Here is a 17,212-nt window from a genome sequence, read left to right on the forward strand (position 1 = left end):
AGAACGCGCAGCCCACGCTCGCTTACGCGGCCAGAGGCTCTTGTGCCTGCGGCCGCAAGTGCGCGCGCGCCTCTTCGAACAGTGCATCCACATCGGCTCGCGTGCGTGCCGCATTCATGCGCTTGGCATCCGACAGCACGCGGCGCCAGCCACGTCCGCCCGCGATGCCACGATGCAGGCCAAGCATGTGGCGCGTGACCGCGCCCATATAGCCACCCCGCTCCACCAGGTCGCCGATATAGCGCTGCATCGCCAGCTCGACATCGAGCCGCGACGGCGCCGGCGCACTCGCATCGCCATAGAAGCGCGCATCCATTTCGGCCAATACATAGGGCTGATGGTATGCCTCGCGACCGATCATCACGCCATCGACGTGCTCGAGGTGGGCCGCCACCTCGTCATAGCTGACGATGCCACCGTTGATCAGGATCTCCAGCTCAGGAAACTCCTGCTTCAGCTGGTACGCCACCTCATAGCGCAGCGGCGGAATCTCACGGTTTTCTTTCGGGCTCAGGCCCTTCAGGATCGCATTGCGCGCGTGGACGATAAACGTGCCGCAACCCGCCTCGGCCACCCGGCCGACGAAATCACGAACAAAATCGTAGTGCTCGATCTTGTCGATGCCGATGCGATGCTTGACGGTGACCGGGATATCCACCGCATCGCGCATCGCCTTGACGCAGTCGGCCACCAGTTGCGGCTCGGCCATCAGGCACGCGCCGAAGGCCCCGCGCTGCACGCGCTCGGACGGGCAGCCGCAGTTCAGGTTGACTTCCGCATAGCCCCACTGCTGCCCCAGCTTGGCCGCCATGGCAAGATCTGCCGGCTCGCTGCCGCCCAACTGCAGCGCGACCGGGTGTTCGGCCGCATCGAAGTCCAGGTGGCGCGGGACGTCGCCATGCAGCAGCGCGCCGGTGGTCACCATCTCGGTGTACAGCCAGGTGTGGCGGCTGAGCTGGCGGTGGAACATGCGGCAATGGCGGTCGGTCCAGTCCATCATCGGGGCCACGGATACCCGGCGCGGGCTTGCAGCAGCGATCTTCCCTTGATAATCAGTCATTTCACAACGATCCGCCTGGACCGATATTCCTACTTAGAAAAACTCAAAAACTGCCTCGTCAGCCTGTCGGGAAACGGCAAGTTCGCTGATGAGCGGAAGCGCTTGAGTTTACCATCGAGGGCAGATCGAGATCGATCGAAGCAACACAGGTGCACTCGCGATGCTGAAACGGCTCCTTGGCATCACTCCACGTGCACGGCTTAACTGGGCTATAGAAGACGTGCAGCACAGATAACATGCACATTCGGACTGCGCTGATTGATTCCCGAAGCCCTCTGCGTGCAAATGGGAACGTGCGCGCCCGCCCCTGACAGGGGCCCCGCACCACCGCGCGGCAGGATGATTTTCAACACTGGGAAATTACAAGCATCTTCAACAGATGCTGCCTGCATTCTCAGGCTCATCAACATCAAGGCCGGGCGATGGCCGGGCTGTACGACAGCCTGGGGAACCCGGCGCATTGGGTTGCAGCCACGCCGGGGACAAACGTGTTTGGCCGAAGCAATTTCACGATCCACGGCGGAAGCTACCCTGGCTCTGCAGGTTGCATCGACTTCACCAGTTCAATGAACTCCTTTGCCAAGGAGTTTTTGTACTATGCGAAAGACATGGAACTGGAAGTTCGCTATTAAGGCTGTCGGTTCCGGCATCCTCGGTCTCGTCGCCATGCTGATGCTTGTAGAGATACGGGGAGCCTGGACAGGCCCTGAAAACTATCCGTTCGGCGGCCAAGGACCATCTGCGGCGATGTGGGCATATCAATCACAGGCGAACTACCTGCTGTCGTGCTTCGCACTCCTGCTTGGTTACTCACTTGCAATTTGGGCGTTGCTGGCAATGAACCGCAGCATTTGGCTGCGCTGGCTGGCCGGGATGCCGGTGCTTCTCCTCTGGGCATGGATGGCACTCGATGGTTCTCGACTCGACCTCTGAACGTTCGCTGACAGGAGCCGGGGCGGATGCGCACGCCTTCGTAACCTGACACGTCCCCCCAAACCGCGGTTACAGGCTACCGCGTCGAGGTTCACAGCGCCCGGCCCCCGCAGTATCACCGCGGCGCAGTCCGCTCGATCCAGCCTGCAAACGTCGTCAGAAATTTGCCGAGAAAGCCCTTGGTCGATTCATTGGCGATCCCGCCCTGCTCATCAAACAGCTTGTCGACGCCGCTGATATACGCCTCAGGCTGCTGCAGCATCGGGACATTGAGGAACACCATCGACTGGCGCAGGTGCTGGTTGGCACCGAAGCCACCGATGGCGCCGGGCGAAGCGCTGATGACGGCGCCAGGCTTGCCGTCCCAGACGCTGCTGCCGTAGGGCCGCGAGCCCACGTCGATGGCGTTCTTCAGCGGCGCGGGCACGGAGCGGTTGTATTCCGGGGTCACGAACAACACGGCGTCGGCGCGGCGGACGCGGTCGCGGAACGTGGTCCAGGCCTGGGTAGGTTTGTCGTCCAGGTCCTGGTTGTACAGCTGCAGCTCGCCGATCTCGACAATCTCCAGCTTGAGTTGCTGCGGCGCCAGCGCGATCAGCGCCTTGGCCAGTTTGCGGTTGTATGACTCCTTGCGCAGGCTTCCCACCAGTACAACGACATCACGAGGATTACTCATTGCGGCTCCTTTGACTGTGTGGACGGAATGACGCGGACGGCGCACGCGGCCAGGGTTGGCCTGGCCGCGTGCGCCGGTCCAGCCGTCACTCTACCCGAGTCGGCGCCGCCACGTCCTGCGCAGCGGATGTCAGGCAGTCTTGCCGAGCGACGCCAGCGGATGTTCCTCGGCGCGCCACGGGCTGTCGAAGAACGACAGCACCTTCTCGCGGCTGACATCATCAAGCCGCGCATGCTGCCAGCGCGGCTTGTGGTCCTTGTCGACAGCCAGTGCGCGGATGCCCTCGACACCGTCGCCGTTGCGGAACACGTAATGCATCATGTCCAGTTCCATGCGCAGCTCGTCTTCGAGCGACATGCTGCGCGCACGGCGGATCTGCTCCAGCGTCACGCACAGCATCAGTGGCGAGCGGCTGCGCAGCATGGCGGCGGTCTGCGCGGCCCAGTCGCCCGGGGCGTCGCTGACGGCGGCGAGGATGTCCGGCATGGTGTTGCCCGCGAACAGGCTGTCGATCTGCGCCGACAACCCGGCCAGCGTGCTTTGCGCCGGCACGCAGTCATCGCGGTGCGCAGCGGTAAAGCCTTCGATGTGCGCCAGCACGGCGTCGCCGCTGGCAAACTGCTGCGTGCGCAGCGAATCGACCAGCTCGGCCAGCCGGTTGCGCGGCAGATAGGCGTCGGCCAGCCCGGCGTAGAGTGCGTCGGCGGCATGGATCACGGTGCCGGTCAGCCCCAGGTACTCGCCGATGCGGCCCGGCGTGCGCGCGAGGAACCAGCCGCCGCCCACATCCGGGAACAGGCCGATATTGGTTTCCGGCATCGCCATCTTGGTGCGATCGGTGACCAGGCGCAGCCGCGCCCCTTGCGAGATGCCCATGCCGCCACCCATCACCACGCCGTCCATCAGTGCGATATAGGGCTTGGCATAGCGGTGGATCAGGAAGTTCAGCGCGTATTCTTCGACAAAGAACTGGTCGAGCAGCGGATCGCCTTCGTGCGCAGCCTTGTGAAAATAGCGGATATCGCCCCCGGCGCAGAAGGCCTTGCCGCCGGCACCGGCAACCACCACGGCCGCCACCTCGGGTGCGGCGGCCCAGGTCTGCAGCGCCTGGGTGATGGCGCGGATCATGTCGAGCGACAGGGCGTTGAGCGCCTGCGGGCGGTTCAGCGTCAGGTATCCGATGCCACCGCGGACCTCGGTCGTGACGAATTCAGTCATGTCGTACTCCTCCAATGCAACTCGCGATTTTACGCCAGTCGCATCGGCAAGCGCACCCCTGTGGGCAGCTTGCTGCGCATGTGCAGTCACTGCGCATGCGCCCGGCACCGTCACGCCAGCCGGAACGTCGCCACCAGCGAGGTCAGGCGCTGCGCCTGGTCTTCGAGCGATGCCGCCGCGGCGGCCGCCTGCTCCACCAGCGCCGCATTCTGCTGCGTCATGCTGTCCATCTGCGACACCGCCACGTTGACCTGCTCGATGCCGTTGGACTGCTCGTCCGAGGCCGCGCTGATATCGCCGATGATGGCCCTGACACGCTGCACCGCGTCGACGATGTCCTGCATCGCCCGACCGGCGTCATCGACCAGCCCCGAGCCCTCACGCACATTGGCCACCGAGGCGCCGATCAGCGCGCGGATTTCCTTCGATGCGCCGGCGCAGCGCTGCGCCAGGTCGCGCACATCGCCAGCCACCACGGCAAATCCCCGGCCGTGCTCGCCGGCACGCGCGGCTTCCACGGCCGCGTTCAGCGCCAGGATATTGGTCTGGAACGCAACCTTCTCGATCACGTCGATGATGTCGACGATCTTGCCCGAGCTGGCATCGATCGATTGCATGACGTTGACCACGCGCAGCACGGCCTCGCTGCCGCGCTCGGCCAGGCTCGCGGCATCCGTTGCCAGCCCGCGGGCCTCGCGCGCGCTGTCGGCATTCTGGCGCACGGTACTGGTCAGTTCCTCCATGCTGGAGGCGGTCTCTTCCAGCGAGGCCGCCTGCTGCTCGGTACGCTGCGACAGGTCGGCGTTGCCGCTGGCGATCTGCTTGCTGGCCGAGGCAATCGAGTCCGCGCCGCCACGCACGTCGCCCACCATGGCCACCAGGCTGGCCTGCATCCGTCCCAGCATGCCGAGCATGCGCGCGGTCTCGTTGCGCGCCGACTCATCGGCCAGCACCTCGCCGCCGGAAGCGGCGACGCTCAGGTCGCCACCCGCGATCTTCTCGAAACGCCCGATCGCAGTATCCAGCGGCTGCACGATCGAACGGCGCAGGCGCCATGCCACCACGGTGCTGAATGCCAGGCCCACTGCCAGCACGCATGCCGACAGCGCGAACAGGTTGCGATAGCGTTGCTGCGATGCCTCGTAGACCTGCTTGGCGCTGGCCACCTGCAGCTTGTTCAGTTCGGCATTGACGGCGGTGAAGGCGATGTCGAGCTGCGGGATGGTTTCGAGCACGGCCTTCATCACGCCATCGCGGTCGCCGGCATGCAGCGCAGTGATCATCGGCGCGACACCCTGCTTGAAGAGCGCATCGCGCCTGGCGGTGACATCCTCCACCGCCCTGGCTTCGTCAGCCGAGCGCGGCAAGGCGAGATAGGCCTGCCAGGCCTTCTCTGAATCGCGCGCAAAGCCTTCCGCGGTCGCGGCGCGCGCCTTGGCATCGGCGGGGTCCGTGGCGAAGGTCGCCTGGTCCAGCAGTACGCGCACCAGCAGCTGGTTCGAACGCGCTTCGGCCAGGTTGACCGCGGCCGACAGCTGCTGCCCATAGATCTGGTGCGTCGCCTCGTTGCTGCGCGACATGCCGAGCCAACCCACTGCGCCGACAATCAACAACAACAAGTTTGTGACGATGGTGAGGAACCACAATCTGGCTCCGATGGTAGTGTTCTTGAACATGAAGGCTCCGGGGGAAGAGGAATCGGGGAAATCGGGAGCGCGAGCCGCGCCGCCGCCCTGTTCAACTACGGCACGCTGGCTGCGTCCTTTACCGGTATTCACCACCTTCACACGCGTGACAGAATTGCGTGGCAGTACAGCAATCCACCATGTGGCGGATGCGCCGCGAGACCCCGCGCAGCGCCGTTTGGAGGAGTCCCTCGTGGCAATTCCATGCGGAATATGCAAACTGGCGGCATGAACACTGAATCGCTCGATCCCGGACTGGTGCTGCTGGCCTTTGCGCCAGTGTTCCTGCTGACCATCGGCGCCGAGGCATGGTACTGGGCCCGCCGCGACCCGACCGTCTACAGCCTGCGCGACACCGTATCCAACGCAGCGCTGGCGCTGATGCACCAGGCCTCGGATGCGTTCTTCCTCTGGCTGATGATCCGCACGGTCTATACCTGGTGCTACCAGCACGGCCTGCGCGCCATGCCCGAGACCCTGTGGTCATTCGCGCTGCTATTGCTGCTGCAGGACTTTCTCTATTACTGGTTCCACCGCGCCAGCCACCGCGTGCGCTGGCTGTGGGCTTCGCACGTGACGCACCATTCGTCGGAAGGCATGAATTTCTCGACGGCGTTCCGGCAGAGCCTGACGTATCCGCTCTCAGGCATGTGGCTGTTCTGGATTCCGCTGGCATGGATCGGCTTCACGCCGGACTGGGTGATCCTGGCGGTCGGCGTGAACCTGGCCTTCCAGTTCTTCGTGCATACGCGGCTGGGGCAACGCTGGCAGCTGATCGAGTCGCTACTGAATACGCCATCGGTCCATCGCGTCCACCATGCGAAGAACCCGCAGTACATCGACCGCAACTACGCCGGTGTGCTGACGATCTGGGACCGCCTGTTCGGCACCTTCGTCCCCGAGCATGAGGCCCCGGTGTACGGCATCACCCGCCAGGTGCGCACCCATAACCCGCTGACGCTGACCTTCCACGAATGGCGTGACATGTTCGCCGATGCCTGGCGCGATCGCGACCTGCGCTACCTGTGGAAGCCGCCCGAGTGGCGCAGCCCGCGCGCACCGGCACTGGAGCCGCTGCCCGGCACGCAATAAAAAACCGCGCCTTCGGGGCGCGGTTTTTTTATTGCCGGCGTCAGCGCTTATGCGCCTTCGCGGGAAGCACGCTTGCGCTCGTGCTCCTTCAGGTGGCGCTTGCGCAGGCGGATGCTCTTGGGCGTGAGCTCGACCAGTTCGTCGTCGGCGATGAATTCCACCGCATATTCGAGCGACATCTGGATCGGCGGCACCAGGCGCACGGCTTCGTCTGTACCCGAAGCACGAACGTTGGTCAGCTGCTTGCCCTTGATCGGGTTGACCACCAGGTCGTTGTCGCGGCTGTGGATGCCGATGATCATGCCTTCGTACAGCGCATCGCCCGGCTTGACGAACATGCGGCCACGGTCCTGCAGCTTCCACAGCGCGTAAGCCACGGCGTCGCCGTCGTCCTGCGAGATCAGCACGCCGTTGTGGCGCTCGCCCAGGCCGCCCTCGCGCACCGGCGCGTAGTCGTCGAAGATATGGCTGATCAGGCCGGTGCCGCGCGTCAGCGTCATGAACTCGCCCTGGAAACCGATCAGGCCACGGGCCGGGATGCGGTATTCCAGGCGGGTACGGCCCTTGCCGTCCGACGCCATGTCGAGCAGTTCGCCCTTGCGGCGGCCCAGCTCTTCCATCACGCCGCCCTGGTGGCTGTCTTCGACGTCCACGGTCAGCAGTTCGTACGGCTCGCACTTGACGCCGTCGATTTCCTTGAACACCACGCGCGGACGCGACACGGCCAGCTCGTAGCCTTCGCGGCGCATGTTTTCCAGCAGGATGGTCAGGTGCAGTTCACCGCGGCCAGACACTTCAAAGATGGTGTCGTCGCCGGTATCGGCCACGCGCAGCGCCACGTTGGACTTCAGTTCGCGGTCCAGGCGCTCGCGCAGCTGGCGGCTGGTCACGAATTTGCCTTCACGGCCGGCCAGCGGCGAGGTGTTGACGCAGAAGTTCATGGTCAGCGTCGGCTCGTCCACCTTCAGCATCGGCAGCGCGTCCTGGGCCTCCGGCGCGCACACGGTGCAGCCGATACCCAGTTCTTCGATGCCGTTGATCAGCACGATGTCGCCGGCTTCGGCCTCGGACACGATCTCGCGCTCCAGGCCCTGGAACTTCAGCACCTGGTTGATGCGGCCCTTGATCGGGTTGCCTTCCGGGCCGAACTTGACCACCACGTCCTGCAGCGGACGGGCGCGGCCACGCGAAATGCGGCCCACGCCGATCTTGCCGACGTAGCTGGAGTAGTCCAGCGAGATGATCTGCAGCTGCAGGGGGCCGTCCCGATCGTCGTCACGCACCGGCACCTTGTCCAGCACGGTCTCGAACAGCGGCTTCATGTCGCCGTCGCGCACGTCTTCGGTCAGGCCGGCAAAGCCGTTCAGGCCCGAGGCGTAGATCACCGGGAAGTCGAGCTGCTCGTCGGTGGCGCCCAGCTTGTCGAACAGGTCGAAGGTCTGGTTGATGACCCAGTCCGGGCGCGCGCCCGGGCGGTCGATCTTGTTGACCACCACGATCGGCTTCAGGCCCAGCGCCAGCGCCTTGCGCGTGACGAAGCGGGTCTGGGGCATCGGGCCCTCGACCGCATCGACCAGCAGCAGCACGCCGTCGACCATCGACAGCACGCGCTCCACTTCACCGCCGAAGTCGGCGTGGCCCGGGGTGTCGACGATATTGATATGGGTGCCGTTGTACTCGACGGCACAGTTCTTCGCGAGAATCGTGATCCCGCGTTCCTTTTCCAGGTCGTTCGAGTCCATCACCCGCTCGGCGACTTGCTGGTTGTCGCGGAAGGTGCCTGCCTGGCGCAGGAGCTGGTCGACCAGGGTGGTCTTGCCATGATCGACGTGGGCGATGATGGCGATATTTCGGATGGCGCGGGTCATTGCTGCGTCTCGCTTTGGAGAATCTGAGGTAACCCAACATTCTAGCATGTTGCAGCGCAAGACGCGTTGATCGGAACCGCCACTTACCGAATGAATATCATTGCGAAAAGTGGAATAACCAATTTCCGTTCTTGCTTATCGTTAAACGTGAACATATATTTGCCTCAGCAAAGATTGCAAAGGCAAAGATGTCACGGCTCCCTTCCTCCGATCAACCAGCCGAATCCACGGCCGGCCTGTTCGATCCCGCCCAGTACCAGATGTGCGACAGCGTCGGCTACCTGATGCAGCGCGCCAGGAACATGCTGGCGCACGGGGTCGAGCAGGAAGTCAGCAGCCTGGACATCACGCAGGCACAAGCCAGCTGCCTGATGATGCTGGCGACCGGCCGCGCCTCGACCGTCACCGACCTGGGCCGCGAACTGAATACCGACATGGGCTCGGTCACGCGCCTGCTCAGCCGCATGGAAAAGCGCGGGCTGATCGAACGCCGGCGCCGCGACGCCGACCGCCGCGTGGTCGACCTGTCGGTCACGCCACAGGGCCAGGAACTGGTGGAACGGCTGCCCGCCATCTTCTGCAAGGTGCTTGCCCACCACTTCCGCGGTTTTTCCGAGGATGAGATCCAACTGCTGCGCAGCATGCTGCGACGGATCATCGAAAACAACAGCGGGTAGCGGGCGTGCCTGCCGGCTTCCGGCAAGCCAGAACGTCCGGTCAACCGGACCCCGCAACAGCCCGTAGAAAAAAACAGCATGGCTCCGGCAACGGAGCGTCATCATGAAACCAGCTCTCACTCCCCAAGCCTCCCAGCCAGCCCGCACAAGCGCGCTCGTGCGCCGCGCCGGCACACTGGCGCTGACCGCCGTGGCCGTGGCGGTGCTGGCCGGCTGCGCGGCCCTTGGCAATTCGCACAGCACGCAGACCGTGGCCGACCCGGCCACGATGGCCACCTCGCAGACCTTGCCCGACGAGCATGGCCAGTGGCCCTCGCAGGATTGGGTCGCGCAGTTCAAGGACCCCCAGCTGAGCGCCCTGGTCGATGAGGCGGTCAAGGACAACCCGAGCCTGCAGGCCGCGTTCGCCCGCGTGGAAGCCTCGCGCGCCATGGCCGATGCCACCCGCAGCGCGCTCTATCCGCACCTTGAGTTCGAAGGCAGCCTGATCCGCCAGCGCTTCTCCGAGAAAGACCTGTTCGAAGGCACCCCGCTGGCGGGATCGTGGCAGAACCAGTCGCGCCTGCAGGTGGGCCTGTCCTATGACTTCGATTTCTGGGGCAAGAACCGCGACGCGCTCGAAGCCGCGCTCTCCGACGACCGCGCCGCCGAGGCGGAAAGCCAGGCCTCGCGCCTGATCCTGGCCACCTCGATCGCCCGCAACTACGCCCGCCTGGCTGCGCTGTATGCCCAGCACGACGTGGCAGAGCGCGCCATCGCCCAGCGCAGCGACCTGACCGAGCTGTCGCGCCAGCGCCTGGCCGCCGGCCTCGACACCCAGGTCGAGACCACGCAGGCGCGCGGCACGGTGGCTGCTTCGCGCACCGACCTGCAGCGCGTCGACGAGGAAATCGCCCTGGCGCGCAACCAGCTTGCAGCGCTGCTGGGCAAGGGCCCGGACCGCGGCCTGCAGATCCAGCGCCCGGTGCTGCTGGCGCAGGCCACGCCGACGCTGCCCGACAACCTGACCATCGGCCTGCTGGGCCGCCGGCCGGACCTGGTGGCGGCACGCTGGCGCGTGGAGGCGGCGTCCAAGGACATCAGTGTCGCCAAGAAAGAGTTCCTGCCTGACGTCAGCCTGACCGCCTTTGCCGGCCTGGCCGCGCTGGATCCGTCCAACCTGCTGATGGGCGTCAGCCGCACCTTCGGCATCGGCCCGACCATCCGCCTGCCGATCTTCGAAGGCGGCAAGCTGCGCGCCAACCTGAAGGGCAAGTACGCCGGCTACGACATCGCCGTGGCCAACTACAACCAGGCCCTGGTCGATGCGCTGCGCGAGACCGCCGACACCATGACCAGCATCCGCAGCGTCGACAAGCAGATCCAGACCCAGCGCGAAGCGCTGGACCTGGCCGAGCACGCCTATGCGCTGGCCACCACCCGCTACAAGGCCGGCCTGGGCACGCAGCTGACCGTGCTGAACGCCGAGAGCAATGTGCTGCAGCAGCGCCGCCTGGCGACCGACCTGCAGGCGCGCCGGCTGGACCTGCAGATGGGCCTGATGAAGGCGCTCGGCGGCGGCTACGAGGAGCCTGCGGAAGGCCACGAGAGCGCGGGCCACGGACCGGCGCAGCAACAGCACAACACCCAGGCGGGCGCCCGCGGCTGATCCGCGCACCCAGTGATCGAAGACAAGATTATTCAGAAGACATCATGAGCAACAACCAGCAAGCGGCCGGCACCAACGCCCCCCAGCACCCTGCCCAGCAAGCGCCGGCCACCACCAACAACAACGGCAAGCGCAAGCGCATGCTGCTGTCGCTGACCGCGGCAATCGTGGTCGCCGGCATCGGCTATGGCGTTTACTGGGGCATGTACGCCCGCCACTTTGAAAACACCGACGACGCCTATGTCGCCGGCAACGTGGTCCAGGTCACGCCGCTGGTGGGCGGCACCGTGGTGTCGATCTCCGCCGACGACACGCAGCTGGTCACCGCCGGCCAGCCGCTGATCCAGCTTGATCGCGCCGATTCGCAAGTGGCACTGGAACAGGCCGAGGCCCAGCTGGCACAGGCCGTGCGCGAAGTGCGCACGCTGTACGTCAACAACGGCTCGCTCGCCGCCAACGTGGCGCTGCGCGAAGCCGACGTGGCCAAGGCCCGCGACGACCTGCGCCGCCGCCAGGCCATCGCCGGCTCGGGCGCGGTCTCGAATGAAGAGATCTCGCATGCGCAGTCCGCGCTCAAGGGTGCGGAGTCGGCGCTGCTGGCCGCGCGCGAGCAGCTGGCGTCGAACAAGGTGCTGACCGACCAGACCACGGTGGAGAAGCACCCCAACGTGCAGCGCGCCGCCGCCAGCCTGCGCTCGGCCTACCTGTCGTTCGCGCGCTCGGCCATGCCGGCGCCGGTCACCGGCTACGTTGCCAAGCGCTCGGTGCAGGTCGGCCAGCGCGTGGCCGCCGGCGCGCCGCTGATGGCCGTGGTGCCGCTGGACCAGGTCTGGGTCGACGCCAACTTCAAGGAAGTGCAGATCACGCATATGCGCATCGGCCAGCCGGTGACGCTGGAAGCCGACGTGTACGGCTCCAAGGTGGAATACCAGGGCAAGGTCGCAGGCTTCTCGGCAGGTACCGGCTCGGCCTTCTCGCTGCTGCCGGCGCAGAACGCCACCGGCAACTGGATCAAGGTGGTGCAGCGCCTGCCGGTGCGCATCGCGCTTGACCCGCAGCAGCTCAAGGACCACCCGCTGCGCGTGGGCCTGTCGATGACCGTCAAGGTCGACGTGCGCCGCGAGGAAGGCGCCGCCATGGCCCCTGCCGCGCCGGCCAAGCCGATGCAGACCGATGTCTACGACAAGGTTGCGCAGGACGCCGACCAGCTGATCGCGCGCATCATCGCCGCCAACAACGGCGGCCGCAGCACCGGCCTGCCCTCGGCCAGCGCCGCCAACGCCAAGCCCGCCAACACCTGACCATGGCCATCTCCCCCTCCGCCGCGCAGTCCGGCGGCAGCCAGGCGCCGGCGCGGCCCGTCCGGCCGCTGGCACCGCAGCAGCCGCAGCCGCTGACCGGCGGCAAGCTGGTGGTCGGCACCATCGCGCTGTCACTGGCCACGTTCATGAACGTGCTGGACTCGTCGATCGCCAACGTATCGATCCCGGCGATTTCAGGCGACCTGGGCGTGGCGCCCAACCAGGGCACATGGGTCATCACCTCGTTTGCGGTGGCCAATGCGATCTCGGTGCCGCTGACCGGCTGGCTGACCACGCGCTTCGGCGCGGTGCGGCTGTTCATCACCTCGATCCTGCTGTTCGTGCTGGCATCGTGGCTGTGCGGCGTCGCTCCCAACCTCGAGACGCTGCTGGCCGCACGGGTCCTGCAGGGCGCGGTGGCCGGGCCGATGATCCCGCTGTCGCAGTCGCTGCTGCTGTCGAGCTATCCGCCGCAGAAGAGCACCATGGCACTGGCACTGTGGGGCATGACCACGCTGGTGGCGCCGATCATGGGCCCGCTGCTGGGCGGCTGGATCTCGGACAACATGACCTGGCCGTGGATCTTCTACATCAACGTGCCGGTGGGCATCGTCACGGCCTATGTCACCTGGGCCATCTACAAGGACCGCGAAACCCCGACCAGGGTGCTGCCGATCGACCGCATCGGCCTGGCGCTGCTGGTGATCTGGGTGGGCTCGATGCAGCTGATGCTCGACAAGGGCAAGGAACTGGACTGGTTCCACTCGACCGAGATCGTGGTGCTGACGCTGGTGGCGATTGTCGGTTTCCTGTTCTTCCTGATCTGGGAAAGCCATGAGAAGCACCCGGTCGTCGATATCAGCCTGTTCAAGGGCCGCAACTTCAGCGCCGGCGTGGTCGCCATCTCCGTGGCATACGGGCTGTTCTTCGGCAACCTGGTGATCCTGCCGCTGTGGCTGCAGACGATTGTCGGCTATACGGCCACGGACGCGGGCATCGTGATGGCGCCGGTAGGGATCTTTGCGATCCTGCTGTCGCCGCTGATTGGCAAGAACCTGCCGAAAATGGATGCCCGCTGGGTGGCCACGGCCGCGTTCATCACCTTCGGCATCGTCAGCCTGATGCGCGCCGGCTTCACGACCCAGGTGGACACCCGCACGCTGATGATCCCGACCCTGATCCAGGGCGCAGCCATGGCGATGTTCTTCATCCCGTTGACCTCGATCATCCTGTCGGGCCAGCCGCCGGAAAGGATTCCGGCGGCGTCAGGACTGTCCAACTTCGTCCGGATCACGTTCGGGGCCATCGGCGCTTCGATTTCGACCACGCTCTGGGAAAACCGGACGGCGCTGCACCATGCGCAACTGGTGGAACAGGTCACCCCGTACAACCCGGCCTACCACGACCAGCTCAACCACCTGATGCAGATGGGCATGAGCCAGGCCCAGGCGATCGGCGTGATCGAGCGCAATATCACCCAGCAGGCGGCCATGCTCGGCGCCAACGATATCTTCTGGATCTCGGGGATGCTGTTCTTCGTGCTGATCGGCTTTGTCTGGCTGACGCGGCCGGCCAAGGGCGGCGGCGGGTCAGCGGATGCGTTGGCGGCGCACTGACCCCACCTCTCCGGTTTTCAAGAACTTGGCCCCTGATCGGGGCCGTTTTTTTTTGCTTCGCCGCGGCGTTGCCGCGCCGGGAATGTCCCCCTTGTGTTCCTGTCTTCGTGCCTCTATTATTTGCAAACCAATTTACGGAACCTTGGTTCCAAAAAATGGAACCATAAACAGGTAAGAAGACGTGGAGCATGGAGCGGCGGAGTGAGCATTCTTGAAGGCGTGGAAAGCGTCCTGGACATGTTCGGGCATCACCGGCACGAGATCACTTTTAACGATGTCCTGGACGAACTTGGCCTTGCCAAGAGCTCGGCCTCGCGCCTGCTCGCCCAGATGGTGCGCTACCGCCTGCTGGAACTGCAGCCGTCCACGCGGCGCTACCGCCCTGGCGCGCTGCTGATCCGCGCCGCGCAGGCTGCTGCACAGGCGCATCCTTTCGACGAGCAATGCCGCGAGATCCTGGCCACGCTGTCCGATGCCACCGGCTTCACCGCCTACCTGTCGATGCTGGACGGCACCGACACCGTCGTGCTGCAACGCCTGAACGGAAGCAACCCGGTGCAGGTGCTGTCACCGCCCGGCGCACGCCGGCCGGCATTCACCACAGCGATGGGCCGGGTACTGCTGTCGCGCCTGCCCGAGCCTGAATTCAACTCGCGCTATGGCGCCGCCGGCACCCGCAAGCTGCCGGATGCACCCGCAGGCTGTCCCGCCACGGTCGCCGAGCTGCGCGAGCGTGTGGCGACGGCCCGCGCCGAGCGCAGCGCCATCGCCGTGAATGAAGGCATGCCCGGCATCGGCGCCGTGGCCGCCACGCTGGCAGATCCGCTCTCAGGCGACGTGCGTGGGCTGTGCCTGTCTTTCACCGCGATGCAGGTCAGCCAGGCCCAGGCCCAGGCGCTGCGCGCGACGCTGGTGCAGGCCGTGGCACCCGTGGGACAGCGCATCGGCGACCCACTGTGGCTCGACGCCACCCCACTTATCTAGACTTCGCCGCAACGACTTATGGAACTCCTGTTACTCAGCAACTCCAGCAGCGACGCCGGCTACCTGGTCCACGCCCAGGCGGCAATCCGGGACCTGGCCGCCGGCCGCAAGACTGCCTGCTTCATCCCGTTCGCCGGGGTCACGCGCGACTGGGACACCTACGAGACGTTGGTCCGCGACGCCTTCGCGCCGGTCGGCATCGCGGTGCAATCGCTGCACCGGCAGGCCGAGCCGGCGGCAGCCGTGCGCGCCATCGAGGCGGCTGAACTGATCGTCGTTGGCGGCGGCAACACGTTCCGCTTGCTGCAATGCCTGCGCGAGCGCGGCCTGCTGGCGGCGATCTCGGCGCGGGTGCGATCCGGTGCGGCGCGCTATATCGGCTGGAGCGCTGGCGCCAACCTGGCCTGCCCGACCATCAGCACCACCAACGACATGCCGGTGGCCGACCCGGGCGGCCTGGACGCGCTGGCGCTGGTCCCCTTCCAGATCAACCCGCACTACTTCAACCTGGTCGTGCCCGGCTTCCGCGGCGAAACGCGCGACCAGCGCCTGGCCGAATTCACCGTGCTGCAGCCCGACATGCCAGTGCTGGGGCTGCCCGAAGGCAACTGGGTGCGGGTCTCGGACGATCGCCTCGAAATGGGCGGCGCCCATCCCGCGCGCTGGTTCAGGGGCGCGGACATTGCCGACGTGCAGCCCGGCGCGCTGTCGCTGCCGCGCTGAATTTGCCGGCCTGAGTCCCTGCGTACAGAACCCCACCCCAGCCCCAGGAAGTCAAGCAAGATGTCTATCAAGCAGGTTATTGAATCGATCGAGCTGCTGTCGGCAGCGAATGTCGACGGCGCAGCCGTCGCCTCACTGCTGCGCTCGCGCGGCCTGGACGATGTCACCGTCACGCGCGTGGAAGAGAACGGCCTCTACACCGATTTCCTCGCCTGCACGGTGCCCGGACAGAACCCGGACGCGCCCGCACTTGGCGTGGTGGGCCGGCTGGGCGGCGTCGGTGCACGCCCGGCCGTGACGGGACTGGTGTCCGATGCCGACGGCGCCATCGTGGCCGTCGCCAGCGCGTTGAAGCTGGCCGACATGGCCGCCACCGGCGACGTGCTGGCCGGTCCGGTGCGCATCCACACCCATATCTGCCCGCATGCCGCCACACGGCCGCATCATCCGGTGCCGATGATGAAATCGCCCTTTGCGATGCGCACGATGATGTCGCATGAGGTGCACCCGCGCATGGCGGCGATCCTGTCGGTCGACACCACGCGCGGCAACCGCTTTGTCAACCGCCGCGGCGTGGCGCTGACGCCGGTGGCCAAAGAAGGCTGGCTGCTGCGCCTGCCGGAGCGGATGCTGGACCTGATGGGATGGGTCAGCGGCGAACTGCCGATGGTGTTGCCATTGACCACCCAGGACATCACGCCGTATGAGAACGGCCTGTGGCACGTCAACTCGATCATGCAGCCGGCCATCGTGACCCCTGCCCCGGTGGTGGGCGTGGCGCTGACCGCGCAGACCACTGTGCCAGGCTGCGCAACCGGCGTCACCAACGCCTTCGACATCGACGTGGCGACGCGCTTCTGCATCGAGGTGGCGAAGCAGTTCGGCCAGGGCCAGTGCGACTTCTACGACGCGGTCGAGTGGGCCGAGCTGCAGCGCCGCTATGGCTCGCTGGCCCATCTGCAGACCGTGGGAACCGAGGCATGAACACGCCTGCCGCACGCCAGCCACGCGTGGCCTTCGTCACCATCGGGCAGGCGCCCAGGACAGACGTGGTCCCGCAGATGATTGCCGACCTGGGCCTGCCGGCCACTGTGGAAGAGTTCGGCATCCTGGACGCGCTGGGCCCGCAAGATATTGCCGCGCTGGCGCCCGCGCCCGGCGAGTACCGCTTTGCCAGCCGGCTGCGTGACGGCACGCAGGCGGTGATGGGCAAGCCGGTGGCCGAGGCCATGCTGGCCCGGCTGATGACCTCGCTGGACGACGGCCGCTTCGACGCCCTGGTGCCGCTGTGCACCGGCACCGCCCTGCCGCCGATGCGGACCCTGGTCATCGAACCGCAGCAGGTAGTGGACCATCTGACCGTGGCGCTGGCGCAGGGCTGCAAGCGGCTCGGCATCGTATTGCCGCTGGAGGCCCAGGTAAGCAGCTTCCACCTGATCCAGCCGGTGCCCTGCGAACTGCGCGTCACCCATGCCTCGCCTTATACCGACGCCAGCACCGATCGCTTCGCGCAGGCGGGCGAGACGCTGCGCGGCTGCGACCTGGTGGTGATGCACTGCATGGGCTACACCGAAGCCATGCGGGCCGAGGTGGCGCGCCATGCCGGCGCGCCGGTGCTGCTCTCCAACCGCATGGTGGCAAGGCTGCTGGGACAGGTACTGGCTGGTGCCGCGGCCTGAATCCAGGCACGAAGCGAATCCATTTTCGGGTAAGGGCAAGCCCGCTGACAGA

General features: G+C 66.0%; 15 protein-coding genes. 10 read left to right on the top strand and 5 right to left on the bottom strand.

Translation table 11 applies throughout. The annotated features are described in order from the left end of the window. Window positions 1–22 precede the first annotated feature (22 nt). Window positions 23–1,060: a tRNA dihydrouridine(20/20a) synthase DusA gene (dusA, locus tag AC3WRI_RS14940; RefSeq protein ID WP_011615594.1), complete on the bottom strand. Its 1,038-nt coding sequence runs from the start codon at window positions 1,058–1,060 to the stop codon at window positions 23–25. A 597-nt stretch (window positions 1,061–1,657) separates the two neighbouring features. On the opposite strand from dusA, the gene AC3WRI_RS14945 reads away from it, so the two are divergent. Further along, the gene (locus AC3WRI_RS14945) at window positions 1,658–1,993 is read left to right on the top strand and encodes a hypothetical protein (protein WP_041687431.1); all 336 of its coding nucleotides are present in this window, start codon (window positions 1,658–1,660) and stop codon (window positions 1,991–1,993) included. A gap of 115 nt (window positions 1,994–2,108) precedes the next feature. Here the strand turns inward: AC3WRI_RS14945 and AC3WRI_RS14950 are convergent, their stop codons facing one another. The 3 genes from AC3WRI_RS14950 to AC3WRI_RS14960 form a co-directional block, all read right to left on the bottom strand. Next, window positions 2,109–2,669, bottom strand: coding sequence for an NADPH-dependent FMN reductase (locus tag AC3WRI_RS14950; protein ID WP_010809499.1), 561 nt, complete (start codon window positions 2,667–2,669; stop codon window positions 2,109–2,111). Between the two features lie 129 nt (window positions 2,670–2,798). Continuing rightward, entirely contained in the window at window positions 2,799–3,887 is a 1,089-nt protein-coding gene (locus tag AC3WRI_RS14955) for an enoyl-CoA hydratase/isomerase family protein (protein WP_011615595.1), read from the bottom strand. Between the two features lie 110 nt (window positions 3,888–3,997). Beyond that, window positions 3,998–5,563 carry a methyl-accepting chemotaxis protein gene (locus AC3WRI_RS14960; protein WP_010809497.1) on the bottom strand — a complete coding sequence of 522 codons (1,566 nt, stop codon included), beginning with the start codon at window positions 5,561–5,563 and terminating at the stop codon, window positions 3,998–4,000. Between the two features lie 237 nt (window positions 5,564–5,800). On the opposite strand from AC3WRI_RS14960, the gene AC3WRI_RS14965 reads away from it, so the two are divergent. Then, a complete protein-coding gene (locus AC3WRI_RS14965; RefSeq protein ID WP_011615596.1) occupies window positions 5,801–6,664 on the top strand; it encodes a sterol desaturase family protein in 864 nt (287 codons plus the stop codon). A gap of 47 nt (window positions 6,665–6,711) precedes the next feature. Here the strand turns inward: AC3WRI_RS14965 and typA are convergent, their stop codons facing one another. After that, window positions 6,712–8,532: a translational GTPase TypA gene (gene typA / locus AC3WRI_RS14970; protein ID WP_010809495.1), complete on the bottom strand. Its 1,821-nt coding sequence runs from the start codon at window positions 8,530–8,532 to the stop codon at window positions 6,712–6,714. Window positions 8,533–8,720: 188 nt separating this feature from the next. Between typA and AC3WRI_RS14975 the strand changes: the two genes are divergently transcribed. The 8 genes from AC3WRI_RS14975 (at window position 8,721) to AC3WRI_RS15010 (ending at window position 17,160) form a co-directional block, all read left to right on the top strand. Next, entirely contained in the window at window positions 8,721–9,209 is a 489-nt protein-coding gene (locus AC3WRI_RS14975; RefSeq protein ID WP_010809494.1) for a MarR family winged helix-turn-helix transcriptional regulator, read from the top strand. A gap of 103 nt (window positions 9,210–9,312) precedes the next feature. After that, window positions 9,313–10,857, top strand: coding sequence for an AdeC/AdeK/OprM family multidrug efflux complex outer membrane factor (locus AC3WRI_RS14980; protein ID WP_011615597.1), 1,545 nt, complete (start codon window positions 9,313–9,315; stop codon window positions 10,855–10,857). A 44-nt stretch (window positions 10,858–10,901) separates the two neighbouring features. After that, window positions 10,902–12,158 (top strand): HlyD family secretion protein, encoded by a 1,257-nt coding sequence (locus tag AC3WRI_RS14985; protein WP_011615598.1) that lies wholly within the window; start codon window positions 10,902–10,904, stop codon window positions 12,156–12,158. A gap of 2 nt (window positions 12,159–12,160) precedes the next feature. Continuing rightward, window positions 12,161–13,774 (top strand): DHA2 family efflux MFS transporter permease subunit, encoded by a 1,614-nt coding sequence (locus AC3WRI_RS14990; RefSeq protein WP_011615599.1) that lies wholly within the window; start codon window positions 12,161–12,163, stop codon window positions 13,772–13,774. Between the two features lie 201 nt (window positions 13,775–13,975). Beyond that, window positions 13,976–14,758, top strand: a complete 783-nt coding sequence (locus AC3WRI_RS14995; protein ID WP_011615600.1) for an IclR family transcriptional regulator — start codon at window positions 13,976–13,978, stop codon at window positions 14,756–14,758. An 18-nt stretch (window positions 14,759–14,776) separates the two neighbouring features. Continuing rightward, window positions 14,777–15,481, top strand: a complete 705-nt coding sequence (gene pepE / locus AC3WRI_RS15000; protein ID WP_010809489.1) for a dipeptidase PepE — start codon at window positions 14,777–14,779, stop codon at window positions 15,479–15,481. Window positions 15,482–15,541: 60 nt separating this feature from the next. After that, a complete protein-coding gene (locus tag AC3WRI_RS15005) occupies window positions 15,542–16,465 on the top strand; it encodes a DUF1177 domain-containing protein (RefSeq protein WP_011615601.1) in 924 nt (307 codons plus the stop codon). Beyond that, the gene (locus AC3WRI_RS15010; RefSeq protein ID WP_010809487.1) at window positions 16,462–17,160 is read left to right on the top strand and encodes an AroM family protein; all 699 of its coding nucleotides are present in this window, start codon (window positions 16,462–16,464) and stop codon (window positions 17,158–17,160) included. The genes AC3WRI_RS15005 and AC3WRI_RS15010 overlap by 4 nt, the downstream gene beginning before the upstream one ends. Window positions 17,161–17,212: the final 52 nt, after the last annotated feature.

Source organism: Cupriavidus sp. FW305-27 (genome assembly GCF_058787995.1).

Coding starts and splice junctions, on each gene's coding strand:
- AC3WRI_RS14945 (WP_041687431.1), top strand. CDS start 1,658: ATGCGAAAGACATGGAACTGGAAGTTCGCTATTAAGGCTGTCGGTTCC.
- AC3WRI_RS14975 (WP_010809494.1), top strand. CDS start 8,721: ATGTCACGGCTCCCTTCCTCCGATCAACCAGCCGAATCCACGGCCGGC.
- AC3WRI_RS14955 (WP_011615595.1), bottom strand. CDS start 3,887: ATGACTGAATTCGTCACGACCGAGGTCCGCGGTGGCATCGGATACCTG.
- AC3WRI_RS14985 (WP_011615598.1), top strand. CDS start 10,902: ATGAGCAACAACCAGCAAGCGGCCGGCACCAACGCCCCCCAGCACCCT.
- AC3WRI_RS15005 (WP_011615601.1), top strand. CDS start 15,542: ATGTCTATCAAGCAGGTTATTGAATCGATCGAGCTGCTGTCGGCAGCG.
- pepE (WP_010809489.1), top strand. CDS start 14,777: ATGGAACTCCTGTTACTCAGCAACTCCAGCAGCGACGCCGGCTACCTG.
- typA (WP_010809495.1), bottom strand. CDS start 8,532: ATGACCCGCGCCATCCGAAATATCGCCATCATCGCCCACGTCGATCAT.
- AC3WRI_RS14960 (WP_010809497.1), bottom strand. CDS start 5,563: ATGTTCAAGAACACTACCATCGGAGCCAGATTGTGGTTCCTCACCATC.
- AC3WRI_RS14965 (WP_011615596.1), top strand. CDS start 5,801: ATGAACACTGAATCGCTCGATCCCGGACTGGTGCTGCTGGCCTTTGCG.
- AC3WRI_RS14990 (WP_011615599.1), top strand. CDS start 12,161: ATGGCCATCTCCCCCTCCGCCGCGCAGTCCGGCGGCAGCCAGGCGCCG.
- dusA (WP_011615594.1), bottom strand. CDS start 1,060: ATGACTGATTATCAAGGGAAGATCGCTGCTGCAAGCCCGCGCCGGGTA.
- AC3WRI_RS14950 (WP_010809499.1), bottom strand. CDS start 2,669: ATGAGTAATCCTCGTGATGTCGTTGTACTGGTGGGAAGCCTGCGCAAG.
- AC3WRI_RS14980 (WP_011615597.1), top strand. CDS start 9,313: ATGAAACCAGCTCTCACTCCCCAAGCCTCCCAGCCAGCCCGCACAAGC.
- AC3WRI_RS15010 (WP_010809487.1), top strand. CDS start 16,462: ATGAACACGCCTGCCGCACGCCAGCCACGCGTGGCCTTCGTCACCATC.